Raw genomic sequence first — 26,428 nt, 5'->3', positions numbered from 1 at the left:
GGGCCTCATACTTCAAGATAGGGCGATAGCCCTATTTTACTACATAATACACACACACATGTCACAATCACTATCAAAAATCTGCGTACACATCGTGTTCGCGACCAAGTACCGTCAGCCACTCATCGATGATAGAATAGAAAATGAGCTTCATAGCTATATAGGCGGGATCTGTAATTCGATGGGCTGTATTCCTGTCAAAGTCGGAGGTTATGTCGATCATGTTCATATTCTCTGTGTACTATCCAGAAAAATTACGGTGATGAAATTGCTGGAAGAGGTCAAGAAAAGTTCGTCCAGATGGCTGAAAACAAAGTTTCCTGAGTATAGCAACTTTTATTGGCAGGATGGTTACGGTGTATTCTCGGTTAATCCGTATGAACTTGAAATCGTAGTAAGGTATATCGCCAATCAGAAAGTACATCATCAAAAGAGAACATTTAAAGATGAATTCAGGGGCTTTTTGAAAAAATATAATGTAGAATACGATGAGCGATATGTCTGGGATTAGCAGATGTATTGTCCCAAAATAGATATGACAGACGTTATCCTCGAAGTTACCAACCTTTCTAAATCCTTCTCAGGCATTAAAGCGCTGGATGGGGTGCAGCTTGCATTGAGAAAAGGTGAGGTGCACGCACTGATGGGGGAGAACGGCGCGGGCAAATCGACCTTCATGAAAATACTGATCGGGCTACTGCAGCCTGATTCAGGAGAAATTATCTTTGAAGGAATCGGTCTGAAAAACCATGGTGTAAATGACATCCTGAAACGGGGGATTTCGATGATCCATCAGGAAATACTCATTATTCCGGAGCTTACGGTCGCACAGAATATTTTTTTGGGAAGAGAAAAGGAAATCACCGGTAAAAGTTCGGGTTGGCTTAATGATAAGGTGCTCAATGCCAGAGCTGCTGAGCTGCTGAGCCAGATGGAGGTAAGTATTGCCGCCGATATAAAAATGAAATATCTGAGTGTGGCTGAAATGCAGATGGTGGAAATTGCAAAGGCAATTTCAAACGAGGCAAAAGTGATTATCATGGACGAACCCACCTCGGCCATATCCGACAAGGAAGTAGACACACTTTTTAAGATCATCCGTAATCTGAAAGAAAAAGGGGTAGCGATCATTTATATATCTCATAAAATGGACGAGATATATAAGATTTCTGATACAATTACCGTCCTGCGTGACGGTAAATACATTGGTACCCACGCAGCATCTGCACTAAGTAACAGCAGCTTGATTTCCATGATGGTAGGAAGAGAGATTGACAGTATGTTCCCTGATTCGACATTTGTAAAAGGCGAAAAAGTGCTGTCTGTCAGGAATTTGAGGTCTGGTAAAAAGTTTTCAGAAATCAGTTTTGATGTTCACGCCGGAGAGATATTGGGTATTGCCGGTTTGATGGGAGCGGGAAGAACAGAAATTGCAAGGGCTATTTTTGGCCTCGACAAACCTGACAGCGGTGATGTGCTGATTAATGATGAGACGATATCGGTAAAATCTCCCCGAGACGCGATTAAACTTGGGTTGGGATATGTAAGTGAGGATAGAAAGGCCCTGGGTTTTGTACCTGCACTTTCTATCAGGCACAATCTCACATTGGCCAGTCTGCCCGATCACAGGAAAGGGATATTTGTAAGTGGCCCGAGCGAGAGCAAAACTGCACTTCAGATGATCAGCGATCTGCGCATAAAATCTTCCGGAATGGATCAGAAAGTGAAGTATCTCAGCGGAGGTAACCAGCAGAAAGTGGTAATCGGAAAAGTGCTTCTGGCATCTCCTTCAGTCATAATTCTTGACGAACCTACCCGGGGCGTCGATGTGGGCGCGAAATTCGAGATTTATAAATTGATCCGTGGCCTGGCGGAAAAGGGAATTGCTATCATCATGATTTCATCCGAATTACCGGAAATAGTAGGTATGAGTGACCGGATTATGGTTTTATCAAAAGGGAAACAAACTGCGATGCTTTCAAAAGAGGAAGCAACCCAGGAAACAATTATGAAATATGCGGTAGCGTAAGGCTTTCAGCTGTCGACATCGGTGAAAGCTGAGGCCGAGTTGTACTTTGGTGCCGACTATTCCCTGAGTGATAATCGAAACAACAAAAGCCCGCCAAAATATATTAATAAAAAGCCTAAAGCGGATTGCTGGCGGCCGATAGCCCAAAAATTTGCAATCGTGAACAATACATTAAATGCCCGTTTCAGGAATTTCGGCCAATATGGTATTTATCTGGCTTTTGCGGTAATCTGCCTGGCATTGGCGTTGAGTACCCCGAAGTTTTTTACAATTCCCAACCTGAAAATTATTGGAACGCAGGTTTCTATCAATGCGCTTCTGGCATTTGGAGTTACGTTCGTGATCATTACCGGAGGGATTGATCTTTCGTTGGGATCGATGGTGGCCGTCACAGGCGTAGTTACGGCTACGTTCGCACATCCTGACACTTATCCCGTATTGGTCCCTTTGCTGGCCGGATTGGGCGCAGGAGTTGTGTTCGGCGCTTTTAACGGTTTCGTTATTACAAAGAGCAAAGTGCCGCCTTTTATTGTAACATTGGGAACAATGACCATCGGCAGGGGGCTTGCGCTTATTCTGAGCAAAGGACGGCCGATTTCCAATTTGTCCGATTCGTTCAATTTCATAGGAGGAGGGAATGTTTTTGGCATTCCTTTTCCAATCGTTATTCTGATTGTCGCGTTTGTGTTATGCTCCGTACTTTTAAACAAAACCATTTTGGGCCGGTATATGTATGCCGTCGGTGGAAATGAGCCTGCGGCCATTGCCTCGGGAATCCGCGTGAACCGGGTAAAAATTTGGGTATATACGATGTGTGGGCTGCTTTCTGCACTGGGCGGCATTTTACTGACTTCACGAATTACAACGGGTCAGCCCAACGCAGGAGCAGGTTTTGAGCTGGATGCTATTGCAGCGGCGATCATAGGCGGTACCAGCACTTCGGGCGGCACCGGAACGATGACCGGCACGCTGATAGGCGCGTTGTTGATCGGAGTGATAAGTAACAGCCTGGACCTGCTGAATGTAACATCGTATTACCAGCAGGTTGTTATGGGCATCATCATCATAGGCGCCGTAGTACTGGACAGCATCGGCAAAAAACAGTAGATAAAGGATTATTCATAGTAACGCACACGTAAAGCCCGCAAGGGCAAAAAAAGGCCTGAAAGGCCCCATACCTCAACCCCGGGCAAAGCCCGCAGGACCCCAACCATACCACGAAACCCCATGAAGCACATAACCATCCTGGCCCTGGCCATCATTATCGCAAGCTGCAATCAGTCCAAAACAAGCGAATCGGAAGAATCCGGTGAAGGCAAAAAGCTCGTAATCGGCGCGACGATGCTAAGTATGCAAAATGAGTTCATCGTCAGTGTCAGCGACGAAATGGAAGCCAAAGCCAAAGAACTGGGTGTTGAACTGATTACGGTTGATGCCGAACGTTCCGCATTAAAGCAGGTGGAGCAGGTTGAAAGCTTTATTGCGCAGGGTGTAGATGCAATTGTAATGAACCCTTGCGAAGTAGAGGCAAGCTCACCTGCTATTAAGCTGGCCATGAATGCCAATATTCCGATCATTAATGTAAATTCCGAAACCAGCACAAAACCTACTGCTTTCATCGGGTCTGATGATACCGAATCGGCCAGGATAGCTATGAAATACATTGCTGAAAAGCTGGGAGGCAAGGGGAATGTAATTATGATCCATGGTTTTATGGGGCAGGCTGCACAGCTGAAAAGGGATCAGGGAGCAAAAGAAGTACTGAAAGCAAATCCGGGATTGAAGCTTCTGGCAGAACAGTCCGGCGAATGGGATCGTGCCAAAGGCATGTCTCTGACGGAGAACTGGATACAATCTTTTGGGCCGCAGATCAACGCGATCTTTGCCCAAAATGATGAAATGGGAATGGGCGCCGTAAAAGCATTGGAAGCAGCCGGACTGAAAAACAAAATTATCGTAGTAAGTGTCGACGCTATTCCCGACGCACTTCAGGCTGTTAAAAAAGGTGTGTTGGATGCTTCCGTCTTTCAGAACGCCAGGCTACAAGGAGGGACCGCCATAGAAACTGCTGTAAAAGCTGCGAAAAAAGAAGCCTTTGAAAAAGAGGTACTCATTCCTTTTCAATTGGTTACGAAAGAAAATGTAGGGGAGTTTTTGAAGTGATTCAGGCGAATCAAACAGATTTCTTGACAATATTGCTTAAATCAACCTTTTCTAAACTTTTTAAGGCCTTTTCTAATTTTGCCTGAGTAAAAGCACCCACAGAAGCGTGCTTCTGTGGAGCTTGGTTTGATTGAACCGGATTTTTGGTCGGTGTTTTCATAGTACTTCACAAGTTTTAACATTACCGCAATCCAATAACGAAAGAATCGTAAGACCGGTTCGGATGAAAAGATTCTATTTCAGATTCAATTATACCATAAATTTGAAAATACTTATTAGCCTCAGTTATTTCTCTGGCAATAATTATCCGGTAAAGCCTGGTTCTTTCGGCCGTACTTCCAATAATATAAATTAAACAGTCGGGATACTTTTTGAAAAAGTGGAACATGGTTTGAATCACTGTGGAAATGACCTTCTCCATATCCGAATTGTTACTAACACTCATATCACTTACTTCACCATTATCTAATAAATCCCCTAGTGCCAGATTAAACAGATTTGGATTGTCAGGAAAGGGCGAGTAAGCAATAATTTTCCGAATGATCTTTAAGTCGCTGATACTATTAAATTCAAATAGCAAGCAACTTTCATCACTTATGTACGAATAGAACTCTGATTTCATCCAAAATACATCATCCTGTTATAATTTATATAAGTTGAGTAAGTCGGATCCTCAAATATAAAATATTAAATTAATAAGGGTCGTCAAAAATCCCCTGGCTCGAAACAAAGTTCACCATCATCAAAGTATACCAAACCTGAAAATCTCTTTATAAAGTCGTACAGAGAAATTCGCTGTCTTATAAAATCCTGAAAACAATCATTTTGTCAATGAATAATTTCAACATCAACCGTCGTAGTTTTCTTCACGGAGCCACTGCTGCGCTTGCATTGTCTTCTTTTGGTGCCCGTGGAATGGATTTGATAAACCCTGCCAAAACGCTTCGTGTTGGTTTGATCGGTACCGGATGGTACGGAAAAAGTGATTTGTTCCGGTTGATGCAGGTGGCACCTGTGGATGTGATCGCACTTTGTGATGTAGATAAAAATCAATTGAACGAAGCGGGAAAGCTGGTAAGCCAGCGCCAGAAATCGGGCAAAACACCTAAGCTTTATGGGGATTATCAAAAGCTACTCTCCGAAAATGAGCTGGATATCGTGATCATCGGCACACCGGATCATTGGCACGCACTGCAAATGATCGATGCAGTAAAAGCCGGGGCCCATGTATATGTCCAAAAGCCGATCAGCGTGGATGTAATGGAAGGTGAGGCGATGGTGGCTGCGGCAAGGAAGTACAAAAAAGTGGTGCAGGTAGGTACTCAACGCAAAAGTACCCCTCACCTGATCGAAGCAAAGAAAAATATAGTGGACGCAGGGCTGCTCGGAAAAATTTCCCACGTGGAAATGTGTTGCTACTTTCACATGCGAAACAATGGAAATCCGCCCGTTGAAGCAGTTCCTGATTTCCTTGACTACGAAAAATGGACAGGCCCGGCACCACTTCGTCCATACGACGGACTCCCGCATATCCGCTGGTGGAGAACTTTTATGGAGTATGGAAATGGCATTACCGGTGATATGTGTGTGCACATGTTCGATACTGTGCGCTGGATGCTGAAACTTGGCTGGCCCACAAAGATCAGTTCTACCGGAGGCATTTATGTCCAGAAAGAAGGGAAATCAAATATATCTGACACACAATCGGCAATTTTTGAATATCCTGAATTGAATTGTGTGTGGCAGCACCGTACCTGGGGAACTCCTAACAACCCGGATTATCCCTGGTCGTTTACACTCTATGGTGAAAAAGGGACTTTGTGGGCGAGTACGATGGCTTACGATTTTATTCCGCAGGGAAAAGGGGAAAAAATCCATAAGGATGTGGTTTTTGAAAAAGAAAAATATCCTGAAGATTTAAAAGAAGAACGCATAGAATTGAACGCCGCACCAGCAACCCGGCTGCACATGCTCGATTTCCTCAGTGCAATCGACAACAGTACCAAGCCGGTGGCAGATATTGAGGAAGGACATATTTCGACAGCAAGCTGTATCCTGGCAAATTTGTCCATGAAAACGGGCCGGCCGATTGTATACGATCCGGTAAAACGTGAAATTGTCGGTGACCGGGAGGCCAATGCATTGCTGGCCAGGCCATACCGCGATCCCTATAAACATCCGGACTATAAAAAAGTTTAAAGTCAGTTAACAAGAATTTGTGGTCCTCGAATAAATCCCAGTACGAAGCGCGTCCGACTAAACCCGGACGCGTATTTTGTTTTAATTATTAATAAAAAATCATGAAAATACGGCCTGGTTCTATCTTTACCTTAATTCTGATCTTTATCTCAAATCTGACGCAGGCCCAGTCGGATACTTACTTGTTTTCATATTTCGTGGATAACGGGCAGGACGGCCTTCATTTTGCTTATAGCAAGGATGGTTTGAAATGGGAGGCACTCAAAAACGGGAAATCATTTCTGACACCCACCGTTGGCAAGGACAAGCTGATGCGAGATCCTTGTATCATTCAAGGCCCGGACGGAACATTCCACATGGTTTTTACAACCAGCTGGACTGATAAAAACGTCGGCTATGCATCTTCGAAGGATCTGATACACTGGTCTGAGCAAAAGGCTGTTCCGGTCATGGAGCACGAACCGGCAGCCAGAAATACCTGGGCCCCCGAGATTTTTTATGATGATAAGAAAAAGAACTTTATCATTTACTGGGCCACTACAATTCCCGGGAGGCATTCGGAAATCAAGACATCGAAAGCAGAAGATGATTACAACGACAGGATATATTATACTACGACAAAAGATTTCAAGACATTCACTCCCACAAAGATGTTCTTTAACCCGGATTTTAGCGTAATAGACACAAGCATACTGAAAAAGGGTTCGTGGTATTACATGTTTTTGAAAAATGAAAACCCTGAGCCTGCTGAAAAGAATATCCGTATCACCAAATCAAAAAATGCGGAAGGGCCATACCCTGTAAAAGTATCTCCACCTTTGACGGGAAATTACTGGGCAGAGGGCCCAACAGCAGTGGATATCAACGGAAGCGTTTATGTTTATTTCGACAAATATATGGACCACCGGTATGGTGCGATCAAGTCGGACGATATGCAAAGCTGGACAGACATTTCCGATCAGGTTTCATTTCCCAAGGGAATCCGCCATGGAACCGTTTTCAAGGTTACTGACCAGGTTTTTAAGGCTTTGCGAGCACTCGAATAGACTAAATTTTTGAACGGATATAATAAGCGTAATTGTTATTAGTTTAATAGATATTGCTGTCGGAGAATTAAACTTTTACCCTCCGAAACTGTCAGATAATTGTTAACTAAAAACTCAAACAAATATGAAAAGCATAGTGAAGTTGATGAAAACTGCCGCAGTGGTGGTTGTGGCGGGAATCTTAATGATGGCATGCAGCCAGGCACTTCAGGTAAGTTACGATTACGACTCCTCTGTTAATCTCAAACAATTCAAAACCTTCAAAGTAGAGGCAGAGCACAACATGGAAACAGATCCTTTGCTGGGTAGTGAGCTGAACAGGAGAAGATTAGGTGATGCCGTAGTGGAAGTAATGCAGTCCAAAGGATATAAGCTAGATCAGCAAAATCCTGAGATTATCGTGAGGTTTATGACGGATGTCAAAGATCGTCAGCAGGTTCGTTCCAACAACATGTACTCACCTTACATGTGGTGGTATGGCGGCGGAAATAACATTTCTACGTATAACTACCAGGAAAGCCGTTTTATCCTGAATATTTATCAGAAAAACAGCGACAGGATGATCTGGCAAGGTTGGGCGTCCGGTAAAGTAAAAGCGCCCACCAAAAAAGACGACCGTGAAAGTATGGTTAAAAATACCATGGCTGATATCCTGAGAACCTTCCCGGAAGCTACCGGCGATACTTACAGCAGGAAGTAATTCACAAAGTCTTGTAAAGCAAGAGCCCGGCTTCGGAATTGTCCCGAGCCGGGCTCTTTTTATTGTCCAACCTTTTAACCGTCTGCTAAATAATAGCTCCTTTTGCTCATTGGTTTATGATGTAGTTTGAAGTAAATGCAAAATTTGAATGTGGCTTAAAGGCCTAATTCAAATTTTTCTTACCACCTCAGATTTAAAATCAGATGAAACCACACTACAAGGTTGTCTTTGTTGCACTATTGGTGCTCGCAATTTCCGCCATTGGCTTTTGGCCAATTGTTAATGTTCATGTCCCGAGCAAGTCTGCCGGGCAAGGTCCTGTTGGCACAAAGCCCGAAGGCCGGAAAAACGATGTAATCCCCGAAAAAACAGTTTCCAGCATCCAGCAAAATTTGGCCAAAAGGGAATATAACATGTCCTTTGACGAGCAGGCCCGGTCGTTTCAAAGCCCCAACCGCAAGCATAACCTGCGGGCCTACTACAAGCCGGGAAGCTTCAAAGTCCGCAACCGTATAGATTCCACCGGTCACAACTTTCAACTGGAACTGGTCAACAAAGGTATTTTTGCCAACGGCAAACAACTTTATGCCCCACAACCCAATGCTGCCATCGAAAACCTGGACAATAAGCTGCTGATCAAACACCGGGGCTTTACCGAAGAATTCGTCAACAGCGAAGATGGTGTCCGCCAGAATTTTATCATCGGGACGGCACCGGCAGATACCAAACAATTGCAGGTACGGCTTGCCGCAAATGGGTTGAAAGTAAATGATCTGCAAACCAACGAACTGCATTTTTACACACAAAACAAAACTGGTGCGCCCGAAAAACAGCTCGTGTACAAAGACCTCAAATGCTGGGATGCCGATGGGAAAATACTCGCTGCGTCGCTCCACTATCAAAACGGGCTTGTTGTACTTTCTGTAAATGTTGAAAACGCCGCATACCCCGTCACTATCGACCCGCTCGTTATCCACGGCAACCCCGATAATGCCAAAGCCAAACTGGAAAGCAACCAGGCGGGTGCCCAGGCAGGCTACTCCGTTTCGTCGGCGGGGGATGTCAATGGCGATGGGTACAGCGATGTGATCGCGGGCGCACCTTTTTACGATAAAGGCCAGACCAACGAAGGGGCCGTGTTTATATACCACGGCTCAGCAACAGGGCTGGGGGGCAATCCGGCACTGGTACTGGAAAGCAACCAGCCAGAAGCGCAGTTTGGTACCAGTGTCTCCACAGCAGGCGATGTCAACAAGGACGGGTACAGCGATATTATAGCCGGGGCACCCATGTATGACAAAGGCGAGGCCAACGAAGGGGCCGCTTTTGTATACCACGGTTCGGCAGCCGGTATCAACGCCAATAACCCGGTGATTTTGGAAAGCAACCAGGCCGATGCCAAGTTCGGCAGGGCCGTGGACGGGGTTGGGGATGTAAATGGCGACGGGTACAGTGATGTGGCCGTTGGCGCGCCGCTTTATGACAAGGGGCAAAGCAACGAGGGCGCAGTGTTTGTGTACCAGGGTTCTGCATTGGGCATCAATGTAAATACGGCCCTGACACTCGAATCCAACCAGGCCGAAGCATCTTTCGGGCAATCGGTGGCGGGTGCGGGCGATGTGAACGGCGATGGGTTCAGTGACCTGGTGACAGGCGCTATTTTATTTGATAAGGGGCAAAACAACGAAGGGGCGGCATTTGTGTTCCACGGCAGCGCGGCAGGGGTTAATACCAATGCGGCGGTTGTGCTGGAGAACAACCAGGCCAGCGCCGCCCATGGCTGGTCAGTGGCATCGGCAGGCGATGTGAACGGCGACGGATATGGTGACCTTGTTGTGGGCAGCTATCTATACGATAACGGGCAGGTGAACGAAGGGGCGGCATTTGTATACCATGGCTCACAAGCAGGTGCTAACCCGGTAGCTGCTGTAACCCTTGAAAGTAACCAGGCCGAAGCCCGGGGCGGTATCTCTGTGGCCTGCGCCGGAGATGTGAACGGGGACGGGTACAGTGACATCCTGGTAGGAGTCTGGCAATTTGACCAGGGTGAAGCCAATGAAGGGGCAGTAATGGTCCACCAGGGGTCTGCCACAGGGATTATCAAAACACCCGTCTCTACGATGGAAGGCAACCAGGCCCATGCAGCCATGGGCTGGTCGGTAAAAAGTGCAGGGGACGTCAACGGCGACGGTTACAGCGACATCATCGCCGGTGCCAATATGTTCGACAACGGGCAAGTTGATGAAGGCGCGGCGTTTGTCTGGTGTGGTGGGGCTGAGGGGGTGAATATAGCACCTGTATTTTCTCATAAAGGCAATCAGAACGAGGCGCAATTTGGATGGAGCGTCAAAGGTGCCGGAGATGTGAATGGAGATGGGTTTGGGGATATTATCGTCGGGGCACCAGCTTACGACAATGGCCAATCTGACGAAGGCACCGCATTTATCTATCACGGTTCGGCAAACGGAATCAGCAATGTAAATGCTTATGTTGAAAGCAATCAGATAAATGCTGCAATGGGAAAATCTGTATCGGGAGCAGGAGATGTAAATGGTGATGGATACGATGATGTGATAGTCGGTGTAGCATATTATACTAACCAACAGCAATATGAAGGGGCTGCATTTGTATACTATGGTTCAGTAAATGGAATCATTACGAACGCCCCTTCCATCTTAGAAAGTAACCAGCAAAACGCTTGGATGGGAAAATCTGTATCGACAGCTGGAGACGTGAACGGCGATGGTTTTAGCGATGTCATTGTTGGAATCGATATGTACGACAATGGAGAATTGGATGAAGGAGCAGCTTTCATTTATTATGGATCTCAAATCGGTGTCTCACCAATTTCGGTAACAAAAATCGAAAGCAACAAAGCTGCTGCACATTTAGGCTATTCCGTCTCTCATGCCGGCGACGTTAATGGTGATGGCTATGGTGATGTTATTGTGGGAGCACCTTTCTACACAAACGTACAAAACACTGAAGGCGTGGCAATAGTTTTTACAGGATCTGCGTCGGGAATAAACTCTTCTATTGGTATTAGACTTGCAATTAATCAATTGGAAGCTCATTTTGGATATGCTGTTTCAAGCGCAGGAGATGTTAACGGGGACGGCTTTGGTGACGTCATAGCAGGAGCTAATGACTATGGATTCCTCTATAACGGTTCTCCTAACGGAATCGCAAATCAAGCGCCAGTCAAAATAGATAACAATCAATCTAATACAAACTTTGGGGAAAGTGTCGCATCTGCAGGCGACGTGAACGGCGATGGTTATGGCGACGTCATCATTGGCGCAATGGGCCATTACAACAGTGCTAATTGGGACGGGGCAGCTTTTTTATACTACGGGTCAAAAGTGGGTATCCTACCAGGGGCAGTTGCTGACGACACGCTTAACAGCACTTCCGGTCAGGAAAATAGCTTTTTTGGCCATTCTGTGGCCGGTGCCGGCGATATTAATGGGGATGGATTCAGCGATGTGATCGTGGGTGCACACCAATACGACAAAGGCCAAAATAACGAAGGTGCAGCATTTGTATTCTACGGCAACCAAGCCAGCCTCAAAAACAACCTCCGCCTTTACAACACCAACCTCACCACCCCGATCAATCAAACGCAATTAGCCAAAAACGATTTCGGGGCGGGGTTGTATGCTAAATCGTTTTTGGGTAAAAATAAAGGGAAGCTGGTTTGGGAAACGAAAGCGAAAGGTCAGGGATTTTCAAAAGGTGCGGACAATAGCATTACGAACAGCACCCAATCCTCAGGTTCCCAAAATATCTACACAAGCCTCGGACTGACAGGATTGGAATTGAAAAACGTGATTGCCAAACAAGGGCCGTCGACCAAAGTAAGGGTGCGGGTAAAATACGATCCTGCCCTGGCAATTACCGGCCAGGTATATGGTCCGTGGCGGTACCTGCCTTCTTACCTCGTCGGTAACGCCATCGCACCGGCCCCGGAAGAAGTAATAAATGATATGTCGCAGACTGTTAAAACAAAAGCCCAATCTTTGGAACCGACCGCCGAAAAAGTCTCAGTATACCCCAATCCGGTTTCAGAAAAGCTGTTTGTAGAAGCAAAAAATACAGACCAGATCTGCCATTTGCAGCTTTTCACGGTAAATGGAAAATCTGTTGGTAAAACAACCCGAAACGATATCGATGTCAGGAACCTGGAATCAGGAATTTATATCCTTGTCATCACCCATAAAGACGGCTCGCAAAGCTCGCAGAAGGTTGTGGTGAAAAGGTGATTTGGTTTAAAATATTAATAGCAAAAAGACCTTCCTCGGATTCGGGGAAGGTCTTTTTATTAAATGCGTTTTTAGCTCCTACAAATCCTGCCCGTTCCGCAATTCCTCGGAAGCTTTCTTCACTATGGCCTCGCCTTCATGAAGGTCTCCGAAAACTTCTACGAGCGAATCCACTACTGTTCCTCTTTTTACAGGAACCCATTCTGCCTTTTTTCCTTTGTCACGAATCACAAATACTTGCTCACTTGAACTTACTACGGAAGTGACAGGGACAAATAATGTGTTGGTTGAGCGTTCGGTGCTGAGCTTTACCTGTGCATACATCCCGGCTTTCAATTCATGTGATTTGTTTTCAACATCGAATTCAGTCATCATTGAACGGTTTTCTTCGGTTAAGGTCTTGGAGCTTCTTGCATAAATTGCTTTGTACTCTTTTTCAGGACTGGCTGATACTGTGAAGGTAATTTCGCCCTTGTCGGGAATTGCGCTGGATAAGTTTTCAGGAATAGCGAGCGTAAGACGCAGTCTGGTGTTGTCTTCCAGAATAAATAATGGCTTTGCATTGCTTTCCCCAGGGCCCACCAAAGCACCCGGACTTATATTTCTCTCTGTGATAATGCCGTCAAACGGCGCCGTCACTGTCAGGTATTTAACAAGTTCTGATTTGGTTTCCATAAACGAGCGTGCAGCCTGTACATTACCTCTGGCCATTGCGGTGGCCGAGCTGTCGGTCATGACCCGCGATTTTGCAATGTCAAGCTCATTCAGCGACACCGCTCCCTTGGTATTGTTGGTGCGGATCAGCCTGCTGTAAGTGAGGCTGCTGGTCTGAAAGCGCGTATTGATTTCATTCAATGATGCCTCTGCTGCAATAAGCTGTGCTTTTGCCTGACTCAGTTCCGACAAAACCTCCGGAGCTTCCAATACAGCCAGTACCTGCCCTTTTCTCACCATTGTCCCCCGGTCGGCATTAACAGTTCTGATGAAACCCTTTACTTTCGGATGAATGCTCACTTTGTTCCACGGCTTCAATTCACCGGGCAGGGCGATTTGCTTCGCAGGTTTCATACTTCTGACAGTCGTCAGTTCAACTGTCGCCGCGTGTTCTGCTTTTGCTTCACTTTTGCTGGTGGTTTCGGCTTCGGAGTGGCATGCTGATATCCCGAGGGTTACCGTCAGCAGGATCAACAGAGATTTAAGGGTGTTCATGGAAATGGATGTTTGAAGTTTTTTACGGAAAAAATTACTTTCGGGATCTTCGGGGTCAAGCGAAACCGAATGCACGGATGCTTTTCTCTGTACCATGGTAAATACCGCGGGCAGAATTAAAAGCGAGGCAAGCGTAGAAGCGATCAATCCTCCGATCACAGCCTGGCCGAGCGGAGCGATCTGGTCGCCGCCTTCACCAAGTCCGGAAGCCATAGGTACCATCCCTGCGATCATCGCGATACTGGTCATCAGAATAGGTCTGATCCGGCTGCCGGCCGCTAACTTCACTGCTTTGGCGGAGTCCCCCAGTTCGAGCCGGAGGTTTTCAGCATTGGTAACCATCAGGATCGCGTTTGCGACAGATACACCGACGGACATGATCAGCCCCATGTAAGACTGCAGGTTCAGAGTTGCGCCGGTCAGAAGCAATAACCCTAGCGAACCGACAACCACCGCAGGAATCGTCGAAAGTACTACCAATGATAGTTTGAAGGACTGATATGTGGCAGAAAGCAGCAGGAACATGATCACGATCGCGATCATCAATCCCACCTGAAGACTGCTCAGCGTTTCTGTCAGCAAGTTCGATTGTCCCTTGAGTTCAACCAATACGCCACGTGGAGGCTCGCCGGCATTCTTAATAGCGGTTTGGACGGCTGTTGTCGCTGCGCCCAGGTCTTTCCTGTGAATATTGGCGGTCACTGTCACAAGGCGGTTGGGGCCTGCGCGGTCATATTCTCCCGGGGCTGTTTTTTCGGAAAACGTGGCTACGTCAGCAAGTAGAGGGTTACTGGCCCCGGTTTTCAATGGTATGGTACCGATATCCTCTACGGAGGTCATCTGATATTCCGGGATCTGGACCTGCACCTGGTAGGCAAGTCCTTTGGCATCATCCAGCCAGAGGTTTTTATCCGTAAAACGACTGGACGAAGTAGCTGCGACCATAGATCTGGCAACTTGCGTAGAGGTAATACCAAGCTGTCCGGCCCGCTCGCGGTTAATTTTTACATCAAGAATGGGATACTCAAGCGGCTGGGCGATCTGGATATCACGCAAAAACGTGATATGCTGCATTTCTTTCTGGATTTTTTTTGCAAACCTTCCTGCTTCCTGCACGTCCTTGGCGGCGACGCTCACCTCGATAGGCGTGGAAGCTCCCTGGCTCATGATTTTGTCTACCAACTCAATAGGTTCGAAGGATATCTTCAAAGATGGGATTTCTTTGCCAATCCGCTCCCGCAGTTTTTCCTTCAATGCATCCATGCGGACGGGGAAATCTTCATGCAATGAAACCTGTAAAACTGCTTCATGCGGCCCGCTGTTGAACACAAAAATATTGGATGTACCATAGCTGGACGGAACCGTCCCGACGTAGGCAGAAGAAATTTCTACATGTTCTTTCCCTACTTCCGACTTGATCAGATCGAGGACTTTAAGGGTAGCTTCTTCGGTACGTTCTACCCTTGTTCCGTCAGCGACGCGTAAACGCATCTGAAACTGGTGACTGTTGGCTTTGGGTAAAATATCGGTACCGATAAGGAAAAATCCGCCGACAATCAGTGCCACTGTGCCAACGAGATAAACCGGCACTACAAATGATCCTCTACCCATAATCCTGTTCAGGACATTCAGGTATTTCAATTTGAACTTCTCAAAACCGGTTGGCGGCAGCGAAGGATGGACGCCTTCTTCAATCACATCATGTACTTCTTGAGAATCCAGCGCCAGGGTTGGCGCCTCATGTTTTGGATGGTCTTTCAGAAGCCAGTTGGCGAGTACCGGTACCAATGTCTGGGACAGCAAAAATGAAGCGATCATGGCAAAACCAACAGCCAGTGACAAAGGCAGGAACATGGAACGCGGAATACCGCTCATGACAAAGGAAGGAGCAAAAACGGCGAGGATAGCCAGCAAAATTAGGAATTCCGGAAACGCAATTTCTTTACACGCATCCCAGATCGCCTGTTCTTTCGGTTTGCCCATTTCCTGATGCTGGTGAATGTTTTCGATCGTCACCGTGGCCTGATCCACCAGTACCCCGATGGCCAGCGCAAGTCCGCTGAGTGTCATGATATTGATCGTTTGCCCAAAGAGGTTCATCAATATCACCGCCGACAGGATGGAAATTGGAATGGTGACAATGACAATGATCACACTCCGCCAGTCCCTCAGAAAAAGCAATACCATCAAACCAGTAAGCAGGGCACCGAGTATGCCTTCGGTAATAAGGCTTTTCAGAGAGTTGGTCACATATACCGACTGGTCAAATTCATAGGATATTTTTACATCTTCCGGCACAGCATTTCTCAGCTGCGGCAGAGCGGCACGGATATTGTTAACCACATCGAGCGTTGATGCATCTGATTTTTTAACAACAGGAATATATACTGCCCGCCTTCCGTTGATCAGCGCATAGCTCACGGTAACGTCGGCTCCGTCTTCAACAGTACCGATATCACGGACAAAAACAGTAGGGCCGGCACCGACACGGATGGGAATGTTGAGAAAATCTTCCGGTCTACTGATCAGTGAATTTACAGGCGTCATCAGCGTGCGGTCTCCCATGCGGATGTTACCGGCAGGTGATGGCTGATTGTTGGTGATAATGGATTTAATAATCTCTTCGGGCGTAAGATGGTAGCTTCTGATACGCTCGGGATCTACTCGGATCACGATGGTCCGCTGGTTACCACCAAAAGGCGGGGGGCTGGAAACACCTTCTATCCGGCTGAACATAGGCCGGACACGGGAAGAAGCGAAATCCTGAATTTCATTGAGCGACCGCGACGAGCTTTCAAACACCATTTGACCAATGGGCACAGAGCTTGCGTCAAACCTTACCACCTGGGGAGGAACGGTACCTTCTGGCATATAAGCCTTTGCACGGGACACGTTATTGGCGACCTCCGCGGCGGCTTGCGCCATATCTGTTCCGGGATAAAATGAAAGTTTGATCAGCGAAAGCCCCTGAATCGTTTTTACGTCCACATCCCTGATCCCCGATACATACAGAAAGTGGTCCTGGTAGCGGGTGGCAATGAAGCCGTCCATCTGGTCGGGTGCCATCCCGCCATAGGGCTGCACCACATAAATGGTAGGCAGGTCAAGGTTTGGGAAAATATCCACCGGGATCGTGCGGATCGAAAGTATGGAAAAGAAGAGGATGCCGATCACAACCACCACAATGGAAATGGGTTGCCGGAGGGCAGTTCTAATGAGTTGATACATGAAAAAATATCGGTTACGGGATGAGCAATATGTTAATTTCCTATCTGGTCGAGAAAGATGGAAAGGTCACCGGATGCAGCTGCTTTCATCAGCAATGCACGCCAGACATTACCATTGTTGATAAGCCTGTCAATCTCCGCGCGGTTAAGGGTATTTACACTTTGCGCGAGTGTGAAAAGGTCGGTTAACCCGCTTTGATATCTTGCCTCAGCCTGATTGAATGCAGTCTGGGCTGCTTCTAGCTGGACCGGGATGAGCCTGGCTTGCGCCAGTGTAAGGTCAAGCTGAATAGCCGATTCCCTTAGCTGACGGTCGACCTGGAGTTTCTGTGTCTCATATAGTTCCTTAAAACGTTCAACCTGAAACTGTTCGCTTTTGTAATCATTTCTGACCCTGGCGATGTTGGTCAGGTTCCAGCGGGTGGAAATGCCGAACATATAGTTGTAAACCTGATAACCGACCCCACTCGAAAAATCTGTGCGGAACGAATCGTCTTTGTTGGAAACACCCGATCCCCGCGCCCAGCCGGCTGCCAGAATGGAGACGGAGGGCAAAAATGACTTACGAATCGCCTGGCTTCTTGCGAGAGAAGCGTCGATCTGTGATTGGGAAAATAGCAGCGATGGATTTTTCAGAAAAGAACCGTCTCCGTCGAGGGTATTGGGCAGCTTACTATAAAATACCATGCTGTCTACCTGAATGCTGTCCTCCAATACACCGGCAAGTTCCGACAATCTCAACCGCTGTGACTTTTCGGACCGCTGACTTTCCAGCAAGAGCAGACGCGCTTTGGCGAATTCTGCTGCTGCCAGCGAACTGTCAACGCCGGGGCGCATTCCAGAACTTACGGCTGCGTCGGTTACACTTTTAAAAACGAGCGCGCGTTCCAGGTTCTGACGTTGTGCTTCAACAAGTTTCTGATTAATAAGCAGGACCAGATATGCATCCGCAATTCTCACCTGGTGCTGGAAAACCTCATTTTCATAGTCCGTCTGGCTGCGCGAGAGCTCTGCTTTGGCGGAATTAATATTGGCCTTAACCTTTCCGAAATTAAAAACCCGCCAGTCGACGACTGCCGAAGTTGAGCTTCCGAAGGTACCCGTATAAATATTCTCCGGCCGGATGCCGCCCGAAGGTGAAAGTGCACTTCCTTCATTGGGCCAGAAAGCGCCGGTCACGTTGTTATTGGTGGAAAAAGTGTACTGATCTTGTACGACCAGCGCCGGCAGATAGTCGGTTTTAACAGATTTGATCCTGTTTTCGGCGCTGTGGATTTCCGCCTGTTTGGCTTTCAGAAACGGATAATTTCGCTTTCCGTCTTCCAGAATTTGCTGCAATGTCACTTTTTGCGCAAGCCCGGCGCCAGCAGGGATGAAAAAGACCAGAAGTAAGAAAAGCTTTAAATAGGGGTTCTGGTAATGAACAGGTTTTCGAAAGTGAGGGTGAAATTCTCCTGGCGGATTTTTTTTAGAGCGCAGATGTAACATGATAATTGACAGAACAATAAGGGAATTTTCTGACGAAATTATAGGCCAATTCTGGAAACATTTGGGAATAGGAGCATGCTAAACGACTGTTTCATAAATTATTGGTTTCCTAAATGTTTCCAGTTTTCCTGCTTTAATTTTGTCCGTTATCGTCCTTTTTTAATATGAAAATACTAGTCGTGGAAGATGAAAAAGGCCTGGCGGAAAGTATCGTTGACTATCTGACTAAGGAAGGGTTCATTTGCGAGGTAGCCAATACATTCTGGCAGGCCGATGAGAAAGTGAGCCTTTACAAATATGATTGCACCATCGTCGACCTTACTTTGCCTGATGGCGAAGGTTTCGGGATTATACAAACATTGAAGAAGATTGCTGCTACGACCGGGATTATAATTATTTCGGCAAGAAACACACTCGAAGACAAGATAAAGGGCCTGGAAATCGGGTCGGACGATTACATAACAAAACCCTTCCATCTCTCGGAATTGAATGCCCGTGTGAAATCGCTGATCCGCAGGCGGCATTTTGGCGGCAATAATGATATGATATGGCGGGAAATCAGGGTGCAGCTTCCATCTCGCAAGGTTTTTATCAATGAAAAAGAGGCGCTGATATCTCGGAAGGAATACGATCTTTTGCTGTATTTTCTTTCCAACATTGATGTGGTACTGACGAAAGAATCCATTGCCGAACATCTCTGGGGGGATCACATAGATTCGTCGGATTCGCTGGATATGGTTTATTCGCATATCAAAAATCTAAGGCGAAAAATTTTGGACAAAGGGGGAAAGGATTACATTCAGTCCGTTTATGGGATAGGCTACAAATTTTCTGCTTCTTGAAACTACTCGCAAAAACCAGCCGGATTTACTTGATGGCGTCGCTCGTTACTTACCTGGCGGTGGGCCTCGCATTTTACTGGATCATCAAATATATGATCTACGACGAAGTTGAAAGCCGCCTGAAAGTTGAGAAGCGCGATTTCGAGACCTACATACGGCAGCACGATACCTGGACGAACAATTCTTATTTCGTCGAAAATAAAATCGAGGTTTATCCCATCACAGGTAACTTTAAGAATGAAGTGATTTTCAAGGATACGGTCATTACCAACCGCTATGAGGGGAATGAAGATCCTTTCCGGCAATTGACTTTTTATACGCTGATTGGTGGAATACCCTATCGTGTGGCGATCCGGAAATCCATGATCCAGTCGTACAAACTCATTGAAGCAATTTCAGCGGCTTTGATCACATTTTTAGGGCTGCTGATGGTTTGTATGTATGTGTTTCACAGGAGATTGTCTGATAAATTGTGGCAACCGTTTTACGACACACTTGTAAAAATAAAAGACTTCGACTGGACCCAAAATAAGAAGCTTGAACTGGCCAGCAGCGAAATCACGGAATTTAACGAGCTGGGCGATGTACTGGAAAAGATGTCGGGTAAGATGCAGTACGATTACAAAAGCTTGCGGGAGTTTACGGAAAATGCCTCCCACGAAATCCAGACTCCCCTGGCCTTGATCAACGCGCGCGTGGAACAGTTTATCCAGGCAAAGGATCTTGGCAAAGACCACACTTATTGGATAGAAGAAATTTACCACGCTTCCAGAAGGATGTCCAGACTGAACCAAGGGCTACTTTTACTGGCAAAAATTGAAAATCAGCAGTTTACGGATCAGGAAGAAATTGACCTGTCGGGGCAGGTGGAAAGCAAGCTCAGGGATTTCGAGGATATTCTCAGCCACAAGCAGATCAAGGTCACTATGCGGTCTCAAGGGATTTTCAGGAAGGTGATGTCACTTTCCCTGGCGGATATCTTATTGACGAACTTGCTGAACAATGCTATCAAACATAATCTCCACGGCGGTGAAATAACCATTGAAACGGGCAACCGGCATTTGCTGATCAGTAATACGGGGCATCCGCTAAAAGCTGATCCGGAGAGTCTTTTTGACCGGTTCAAAAAAGAATCGACAGGTGCGGAATCATTGGGACTAGGATTGGCAATCGTAAAGCAGATCTGCGATAATTATGGGCTTGCACTGGATTATCAGAACAGAGAAAATATTCATTCTATTAAGATCAGCTAGAGCTGGTCCGAAGCTACACGTGTTGGTTCGAAGTTCCACTTCGGACCTCTTATTCCAAGGCCTCCGGCCGTTTTTCTTATTCCAAGGCCTCCGCCGTTTTAGCACAATTTCCCGGCCAGAGGCCTTAGAATAGTGGGCACGAAGCGGAGCTTCGCGCCATTTCTACTTACCTACCGCCTTCTGCAATTCGGCATCCAACGTTTTGTTGGCGGGAAACTCTTGAGGGATCCAACGGCTTATTATTTTTCCCGCTCCGTCAGCAACCAGAAAAGGGTAGCGGATATCTATGGCGTGTTTTTCGGTCAATATTGAGATGTTTTCATCCGATGCCCACAAATGTTTTACGCCCGGCCTGTCTTTAGCATATTGTTTCCAGGTGCCCAGCGGAATCCCCGACGCGACCGAGACGTACAGGAATGTTACCTTTCCAGCATATTTATCTTCCAGGGCTTTCATCCCCGGTTCGTGCTGGCCGATGCTGAAAGCATAAACAACACAGAGTGGTTTACCGGATAATTTGCTGAATGAAACGGCAGCACTATCAGTTCCCAGCAACGTAACATCCGGTACGGGCGATCCGGGCTGCAAAGTTTCCTTGACCGCAATCAGCTTCGTAATGTAATCTGAGTAGGGCGACTGTGGAAATGTAGTTTTATAATCTTGGAGCAAGGTCTTTGCTGTTTCAAGTGTGGGTATGGCCGTTGCGGCGTAGTTGAGCCAGTAGGTTAGCAGGTACTCTTTCTGTTTCGGATTATTGGCCATTTTTTCTTTGCTGAAAGCATATACATCTTTTAATGCCTCCGGACTGATTTCATAACGTGTTTCTGCGCCCAGCGGAAATTTTCGTGTGGAAGGTATCAATGTCCAGTTGCGCAGTTCATCACGGTAAGCCTGGCTCAGCAAAGCATCATCGGGGAGGACCTTAAAATCCGTCAAAGTGAAATCTTCCAGTTCCTTGCGCTGGGCAGGATCCAGCTTTATAACCCGGTTACGGCGCATGATTTTTTCCTGGATCATTTTTCGGATCAGCGACGGCTCGGTGGCTGTGGTAGCCAGCACATAAGCTTCAAATGCAGGTGAGGCCGGATTTGCTGATTTGAATTTTTGATATGCATCCAGGCGTATTTGTTTCAAACTGTCACTTTGCTGAACCACACTCTTATTTTCGATTTGAGAAGGCTTATATCCGAATACCGGCAAATACTGATATTGATTTTCCAGAAAATAATTCTTTAAAAAAGTCTGGTAACCTGCATTTTTTCCGGTGTAGGAAACATCACCGTTCGCAGACAAATTGATAGTAAGGTCATCGCCCGGCTGGATAAAGAGCATCCAGGTTTTGCTGATACCTTTCCCAGCGTACTGAAGACGCATCATTTTGGGTTCATTCAGTTGTATAACAGTACTTTCGGTAGTTTTTTCTTTAAAATTGACAGATACTACCGTTTCCAGTTTGGTATCCGCCAGGCCAGTTCCCAGATTGGGATGAAAGTGAACATCTTCAAGCACCAGCGTAGCGGTGATATCGTCTGGGCTGGATGCAGATAGTGTGAGATTTGCCGTATTCTGAGCCTTTGCCAGCAGGCAGGGCAGGAATAGCAGCAACAGTGCCAGTTTTTTCATTTTGTGGAATTTTCGGTTTTATACCCGGTTAGTACAGTAAAAAGTATGCCAATATACGTTGCTAGCCAACGATAAAAATCAGGGAAACATATTAATTTATAATGGTTTTGGAGCATGAATCCTTTATTCTTCCCTTAAATTAGCTGTCCTAAACCTTGCCCTTTTAAGAATGAACCGCGTTTCACTGTTTAATTTCAATGGACTCCGCTCGGATTTTGAAGGGGAGTTATATTACGACGACTCCACCTTACATGCAGCCCAAAAGTCAATTTATGCAACCGATGCGTCGGTATACCAGGAAATGCCTGTGGCGGTGGCGCTGCCCAGGACTGTCGAAGATATCCGCAGGCTGATCCGGTTTGCGCATGACCAAAAGCTGACATTAATCCCCCGCGCAGCCGGAACATCCTTAGCCGGACAGGTGGTGGGAAGCGGTTTTGTAGTGGATATTTCCAAGCATTTTGGTAAAATACTGGAAGTGAATACGGAAGAAAAATGGGTACGGGTGCAACCGGGCGTAATCCGGGATGATCTGAACAAATATCTTGCTAAATACGGTTTGCTCTTTGGCCCGGAAACTTCTACGGCCAGCCGGGCGATGATCGGCGGGATGATCGGGAATAATTCTTCCGGCCTGCACTCGATCACCTGGGGCTCCACGCGGGACAATCTTCTGGAAGTTAAGGTGCTGCTATCAGATGGTTCTGAGGCGGTTTTTAACAATCTCAGTATACCGGAATACACCGGGCAATTTGCGGGTGCCGATACAAACAAGCTTAGGAAATCCATCCTGGCAGGAATGTGGGGTATGCTTTCCAATCCAGTGGATCAGGAACTGATCAAAAAGAAGTTTCCTAAACCTACAGTGACCCGTCGCAATTCCGGATATGCGCTGGATACGCTGGTAACCAATTTTGAAAAAAATAATATTAATCTCTGTAACCTTATCGCAGGTTCGGAGGGGACTTTGTGCTTTGTTACCGAGGCCAAACTGAGCCTGGTGGATGTTCCTCCTGCCGCAGTAGGCGTCGTGTGTGTACATGCCAATTCGTTGGCCGAGTCGCTGCATGCGAACCGTGTGGCCATGAAACACGATCCCAAAGCGTCCGAGCTGGTGGACCGGTACATTATGGATTTTACCAAAGACCATACCGTTTATTCGCAAAACCGGTTTTTCATGGAGGGCGACCCGGCAGCCTTGCTGATGGTGGAGTTTTGGGGGAATACAGAAGAGGAAGTACGGTTCCGGGCCGACGCACTCATTGCAGAGCTACGACTTGAAGGGCTGGGATATGCTTTTCCGCTGCTATTTGGTGACGAGGCCAATAAGGCCTGGGAAATCAGAAAAGCCGGACTCGGGTTGATCCGAAACCTTCCCGGCGATACCCAACCTGTAAATCTGATCGAAGACTGCGCCGTGGCGGTTGAGGACTTACCGGATTATATCGAAGACCTCGCCGCCCTTTTGGCTGCGCACGGGCTCCATGCTTCCTATTATGCACATGCCGGGGCGGGTGAGCTGCACGTGGAACCGATGATCAATCTGAAAACGAGTGCAGGAAAGCGACAGTTCAGGGAAGTACTTGCCGATACTGCAAAGCTGGTCAGGAAATACGATGGGGCGTTGTCGGGCGAGCATGGTGACGGTCGCCTGCGTGGGGAATTTATCCCATATATGATGGGTGAAGAGGTTTATGAGATGTTCAGGCAGGTAAAAAGGCTTTGGGACCCGAACGGAATTTTTAATGCCAATAAAATTGTGGATACCCCGCCGATGAATGAGTTTCTGAGGTACGAACAGGACAAACCGCAGCCACTGGTTTCCACGATTTTTGATTTTACCAAAGACGAAGGCATGCTGCGTCTTGCCGAGAAATGCAGTGGTTCGGGCGATTGCCGCAAAACCGAGCTTACAGGCGGTACCATGTGCCCGAGCTACATGGCAACCCGCAGCGAGCGCGACACTACCCGCGCCAGGGCCAATATCCTTAGGCAATATCTCACGCCCGACAATAAAAAGGCGGAGATATCCACAACCCAGGACATGGTGAAAGAAGTACTGGATCTTTGTTTGTCTTGCAAAGGGTGCAAATCGGAATGCCCGTCGAGCGTGGACATCGGAAAAATGAAGGCCGAGTTTACCCAGCAATACTACGAAAGCCACGGCATTCCGGTGCGCAGCCGCCTGATCGCCAATTTTTCAAAACAAATGAAACTGGCTTCTGTGGCACCCTGGGCGTTTAATGGTGTTTTCGGCACGCCTTCTCTCAGAAAAATTGCGAACAGGATGGTCGGTTTTCATCCCGAACGTTCGATGCCATACCTGCACAGCACGACTTTAAAGAGCTGGTTTTCAAACAGAAAAACGAAACCGGCCTCTCAGCCGGGTTCAAAGAAGGTATTTCTTTTTTGTGACGAGTTCACCAATTACAATGATGTAGAAATTGGTGAAAAGGCAGTTGAATTACTGGAAAAACTCGGATATGAAGTATTAATTCCCGAGCATCAGGAATCGGGCAGGTCGTATTTATCAAAAGGTTTTGTAAAAGAGGCCCAGAAACTTGCGATCGCGAATGTTGAGCTGTTGAGCGGGCTGATCGCATGCGAGACACCGCTGATCGGAATTGAGCCTTCGGCTATTTTGTCTTTCCGGGACGAATACATAGATCTTGTACCTGAGCGTTTAAAAGAAGCTGCCAGGGGTATTTCCGCACATGCATTGCTTTTTGAAGAATTTATCGCTCGGGAACTCGATGCAAAACGGATCAGTAAGGAAGTTTTTACCAAAGATACGAAGCTGATCAAACTGCACGGACATTGCCATCAAAAAGCTTTATCGACACTAAGTGCTTCTAAAAAAGCATTGTCAATTCCTGAAAATTATAAAGTTCAATTGATTCCGTCGGGTTGCTGCGGAATGGCTGGTTCTTTTGGCTACGAGGAAGAACACTATGAGGTTTCTATGAAAATCGGTGAGCTGGTTCTTTTTCCAACGGTCCGGCTGCAGCCTGATGAAGTGTTGATAGCTGCCTCCGGAACCAGTTGCCGTCATCAGATTAAAGACGGTACAGGGCGTAAATCAAAACATCCTGTCGAGATATTGTGGGATGCGCTTGTGATATGACCTATTGGGTGCCACGAACGTTTTCCATGATCGTGTCTGTGTGTATTTCCATGGCCGTATCCGAAGCAACCGAGTCAGCTGCGGGGATACTGTTTTCTGACGGGTTGTCTGATTCCTGGAAATTTTCGTCGTGGTTAAAGAAACCGCCCCAAAATGCAATCAGCATCAGTACAACACCGACACCTAAAATCCATTTCCAGACATTCTTTGTATTTTTGGTTGCCTTGGCTTCTTTATCTGTTTCTCGCCTGTCCATTGCTTCAATGATTTAGTTTGATTGTAGTTCTACCAATTTTATACCAAGGCCAAATCCGCATTTCCAGGGCTATTTATATAATATTGTGTTGATAAAATTTCCCCAAATCAAGTCTTGATCAAAAAATGTAATAAAACGGAAGGGTTTGTTGTTACCTATGGTGAAATTCATTTTAGCCCTGGAAATACTCATAAACATATTGACTCACACATGAAATTATTCCTCAGTTACTCTACTTTCCTGATTATATTATTTGTACTGGTTAACTCAGACAGTTCTGCACAGAACACCCGCAGCTTCTTTTCCGTCACCGGGGGGTATAGTCTGCCGGTCGGCGAAATGGCAAGGGAAAAGCTGGACGATCCTTTTGCCGGACTTACTGGCTCGGGGTATTTTGGGCAGGCCAACTACGATTTCAGGATCGCCCGATGGGTCGGATTGAGGTTGTCGGGAAGCATGAACCAGAATAAAACCAATTCCAAGCCGATTGTCGACAAAGCCAATTCCTACGCTGAGATCCTGGGGGAAAATTTTGCATGGCAAAGTGACGTTTCCCGCTGGAAGCTGAACGCAGTGATGGCAGGGCCGGCATTGTATATCAATATCAACCGCGTTCAGCTGGAAGCTCATGTACAGGCCGGTAAGGTCTGGGCCAACTCTCCGTCTGTGAAACTGGTGGGGACCTCGGAAGGCGGTGGGGAGCCAATCAGCGTAAATCTTCAACCTGCGTCAACCAGTGCATTCGGGCTTGCGGGTGGTGCCAGTCTCCGGCTTCCTCTGGCTGGAAACTTGTTTTTTCAGCTCAGCGGGGATGTGATCGGCGCCGAAGCGGCAATCAATGATGTCACGATCCATGCAAAAAGAGGTTCTTTTGATTTTTCGGAAAAAGTAAGTGAAAAACGATTTATCGGGGTGGTCAATGTGGGCGCAGGCCTCGGGATCGCATTCTGATTTCCTCGTATCTGTTAATATATATAAAAGAAAACAGGTCAGTTGCCGGGTGCATG

At 46.8% G+C, this 26,428-nt stretch carries 18 protein-coding genes; 12 read left to right on the top strand and 6 right to left on the bottom strand.

Annotated elements, in window-relative coordinates; all coding sequences use genetic code 11:
- Positions 1-58: 58 nt before the first annotated feature.
- The 4 genes from tnpA to FBF61_RS31005 all read left to right on the top strand — a co-directional run bounded on the left by tnpA (position 59) and on the right by FBF61_RS31005 (position 4,192).
- A complete protein-coding gene (gene tnpA / locus FBF61_RS31020; RefSeq protein ID WP_138484881.1) occupies positions 59-511 on the top strand; it encodes an IS200/IS605 family transposase in 453 nt (150 codons plus the stop codon).
- Positions 512-535: 24 nt separating this feature from the next.
- Positions 536-2,029: a sugar ABC transporter ATP-binding protein gene (locus FBF61_RS31015; RefSeq protein ID WP_138484880.1), complete on the top strand. Its 1,494-nt coding sequence runs from the start codon at positions 536-538 to the stop codon at positions 2,027-2,029.
- Positions 2,030-2,188: 159 nt separating this feature from the next.
- A complete protein-coding gene (locus FBF61_RS31010) occupies positions 2,189-3,136 on the top strand; it encodes an ABC transporter permease (RefSeq protein ID WP_229215308.1) in 948 nt (315 codons plus the stop codon).
- Positions 3,137-3,256: 120 nt separating this feature from the next.
- A complete protein-coding gene (locus tag FBF61_RS31005) occupies positions 3,257-4,192 on the top strand; it encodes a sugar ABC transporter substrate-binding protein (protein WP_138484879.1) in 936 nt (311 codons plus the stop codon).
- Between the two features lie 10 nt (positions 4,193-4,202).
- Here FBF61_RS31005 and FBF61_RS34790 read toward each other — a convergent pair whose 3' ends face one another.
- Positions 4,203-4,352, bottom strand: coding sequence for a hypothetical protein (locus tag FBF61_RS34790; RefSeq protein WP_166444658.1), 150 nt, complete (start codon positions 4,350-4,352; stop codon positions 4,203-4,205).
- 21 nt (positions 4,353-4,373) lie between these two features.
- On the bottom strand, positions 4,374-4,814 hold the full coding sequence (locus FBF61_RS35685; RefSeq protein WP_374756638.1) for a DUF6934 family protein: 441 nt from the start codon (positions 4,812-4,814) through the stop codon (positions 4,374-4,376).
- Positions 4,815-5,023: 209 nt separating this feature from the next.
- On the opposite strand from FBF61_RS35685, the gene FBF61_RS31000 reads away from it, so the two are divergent.
- The 4 genes from FBF61_RS31000 to FBF61_RS30985 all read left to right on the top strand — a co-directional run bounded on the left by FBF61_RS31000 (position 5,024) and on the right by FBF61_RS30985 (position 12,399).
- On the top strand, positions 5,024-6,391 hold the full coding sequence (locus FBF61_RS31000) for a Gfo/Idh/MocA family protein (protein ID WP_138484878.1): 1,368 nt from the start codon (positions 5,024-5,026) through the stop codon (positions 6,389-6,391).
- A 101-nt stretch (positions 6,392-6,492) separates the two neighbouring features.
- Positions 6,493-7,437 (top strand): glycoside hydrolase family 43 protein, encoded by a 945-nt coding sequence (locus FBF61_RS30995; RefSeq protein WP_138484877.1) that lies wholly within the window; start codon positions 6,493-6,495, stop codon positions 7,435-7,437.
- Between the two features lie 124 nt (positions 7,438-7,561).
- On the top strand, positions 7,562-8,137 hold the full coding sequence (locus FBF61_RS30990) for a DUF4136 domain-containing protein (RefSeq protein WP_138484876.1): 576 nt from the start codon (positions 7,562-7,564) through the stop codon (positions 8,135-8,137).
- Between the two features lie 203 nt (positions 8,138-8,340).
- Positions 8,341-12,399: an FG-GAP-like repeat-containing protein gene (locus FBF61_RS30985; protein WP_138484875.1), complete on the top strand. Its 4,059-nt coding sequence runs from the start codon at positions 8,341-8,343 to the stop codon at positions 12,397-12,399.
- Between the two features lie 78 nt (positions 12,400-12,477).
- Here FBF61_RS30985 and FBF61_RS30980 read toward each other — a convergent pair whose 3' ends face one another.
- Positions 12,478-16,836 (bottom strand): efflux RND transporter permease subunit, encoded by a 4,359-nt coding sequence (locus tag FBF61_RS30980; RefSeq protein WP_138484874.1) that lies wholly within the window; start codon positions 16,834-16,836, stop codon positions 12,478-12,480.
- Positions 16,837-16,868: 32 nt separating this feature from the next.
- Positions 16,869-18,323: a TolC family protein gene (locus FBF61_RS30975; protein WP_138484873.1), complete on the bottom strand. Its 1,455-nt coding sequence runs from the start codon at positions 18,321-18,323 to the stop codon at positions 16,869-16,871.
- A gap of 164 nt (positions 18,324-18,487) precedes the next feature.
- Here FBF61_RS30975 and FBF61_RS30970 point away from each other — a divergent pair, with 164 nt between their 5' ends.
- Positions 18,488-19,165: a response regulator transcription factor gene (locus FBF61_RS30970; RefSeq protein ID WP_138484872.1), complete on the top strand. Its 678-nt coding sequence runs from the start codon at positions 18,488-18,490 to the stop codon at positions 19,163-19,165.
- Entirely contained in the window at positions 19,162-20,418 is a 1,257-nt protein-coding gene (locus tag FBF61_RS30965; protein WP_166444657.1) for a sensor histidine kinase, read from the top strand. The genes FBF61_RS30970 and FBF61_RS30965 overlap by 4 nt, the downstream gene beginning before the upstream one ends.
- A gap of 162 nt (positions 20,419-20,580) precedes the next feature.
- Here the strand turns inward: FBF61_RS30965 and FBF61_RS30960 are convergent, their stop codons facing one another.
- On the bottom strand, positions 20,581-22,041 hold the full coding sequence (locus tag FBF61_RS30960; protein WP_138484871.1) for a TlpA family protein disulfide reductase: 1,461 nt from the start codon (positions 22,039-22,041) through the stop codon (positions 20,581-20,583).
- 169 nt (positions 22,042-22,210) lie between these two features.
- Here FBF61_RS30960 and FBF61_RS30955 point away from each other — a divergent pair, with 169 nt between their 5' ends.
- Positions 22,211-25,165: an FAD-binding and (Fe-S)-binding domain-containing protein gene (locus tag FBF61_RS30955; RefSeq protein ID WP_138484870.1), complete on the top strand. Its 2,955-nt coding sequence runs from the start codon at positions 22,211-22,213 to the stop codon at positions 25,163-25,165.
- 1 nt (position 25,166) lies between these two features.
- Here FBF61_RS30955 and FBF61_RS30950 read toward each other — a convergent pair whose 3' ends face one another.
- Positions 25,167-25,421: a hypothetical protein gene (locus FBF61_RS30950; RefSeq protein ID WP_138484869.1), complete on the bottom strand. Its 255-nt coding sequence runs from the start codon at positions 25,419-25,421 to the stop codon at positions 25,167-25,169.
- A 210-nt stretch (positions 25,422-25,631) separates the two neighbouring features.
- Between FBF61_RS30950 and FBF61_RS30945 the strand changes: the two genes are divergently transcribed.
- Positions 25,632-26,372: a hypothetical protein gene (locus tag FBF61_RS30945; RefSeq protein WP_138484868.1), complete on the top strand. Its 741-nt coding sequence runs from the start codon at positions 25,632-25,634 to the stop codon at positions 26,370-26,372.
- The last annotated feature ends 56 nt before the right edge of the window (positions 26,373-26,428 follow it).

The sequence above is a fragment of the Dyadobacter bucti genome, assembly GCF_005869225.1.
Taxonomy (GTDB): Bacteria; Bacteroidota; Bacteroidia; order Cytophagales; family Spirosomataceae; genus Dyadobacter; species Dyadobacter bucti.
Note: the sequence above shows the minus strand (reverse complement) of the source record. Positions and strands in the feature narration are given on the sequence as shown.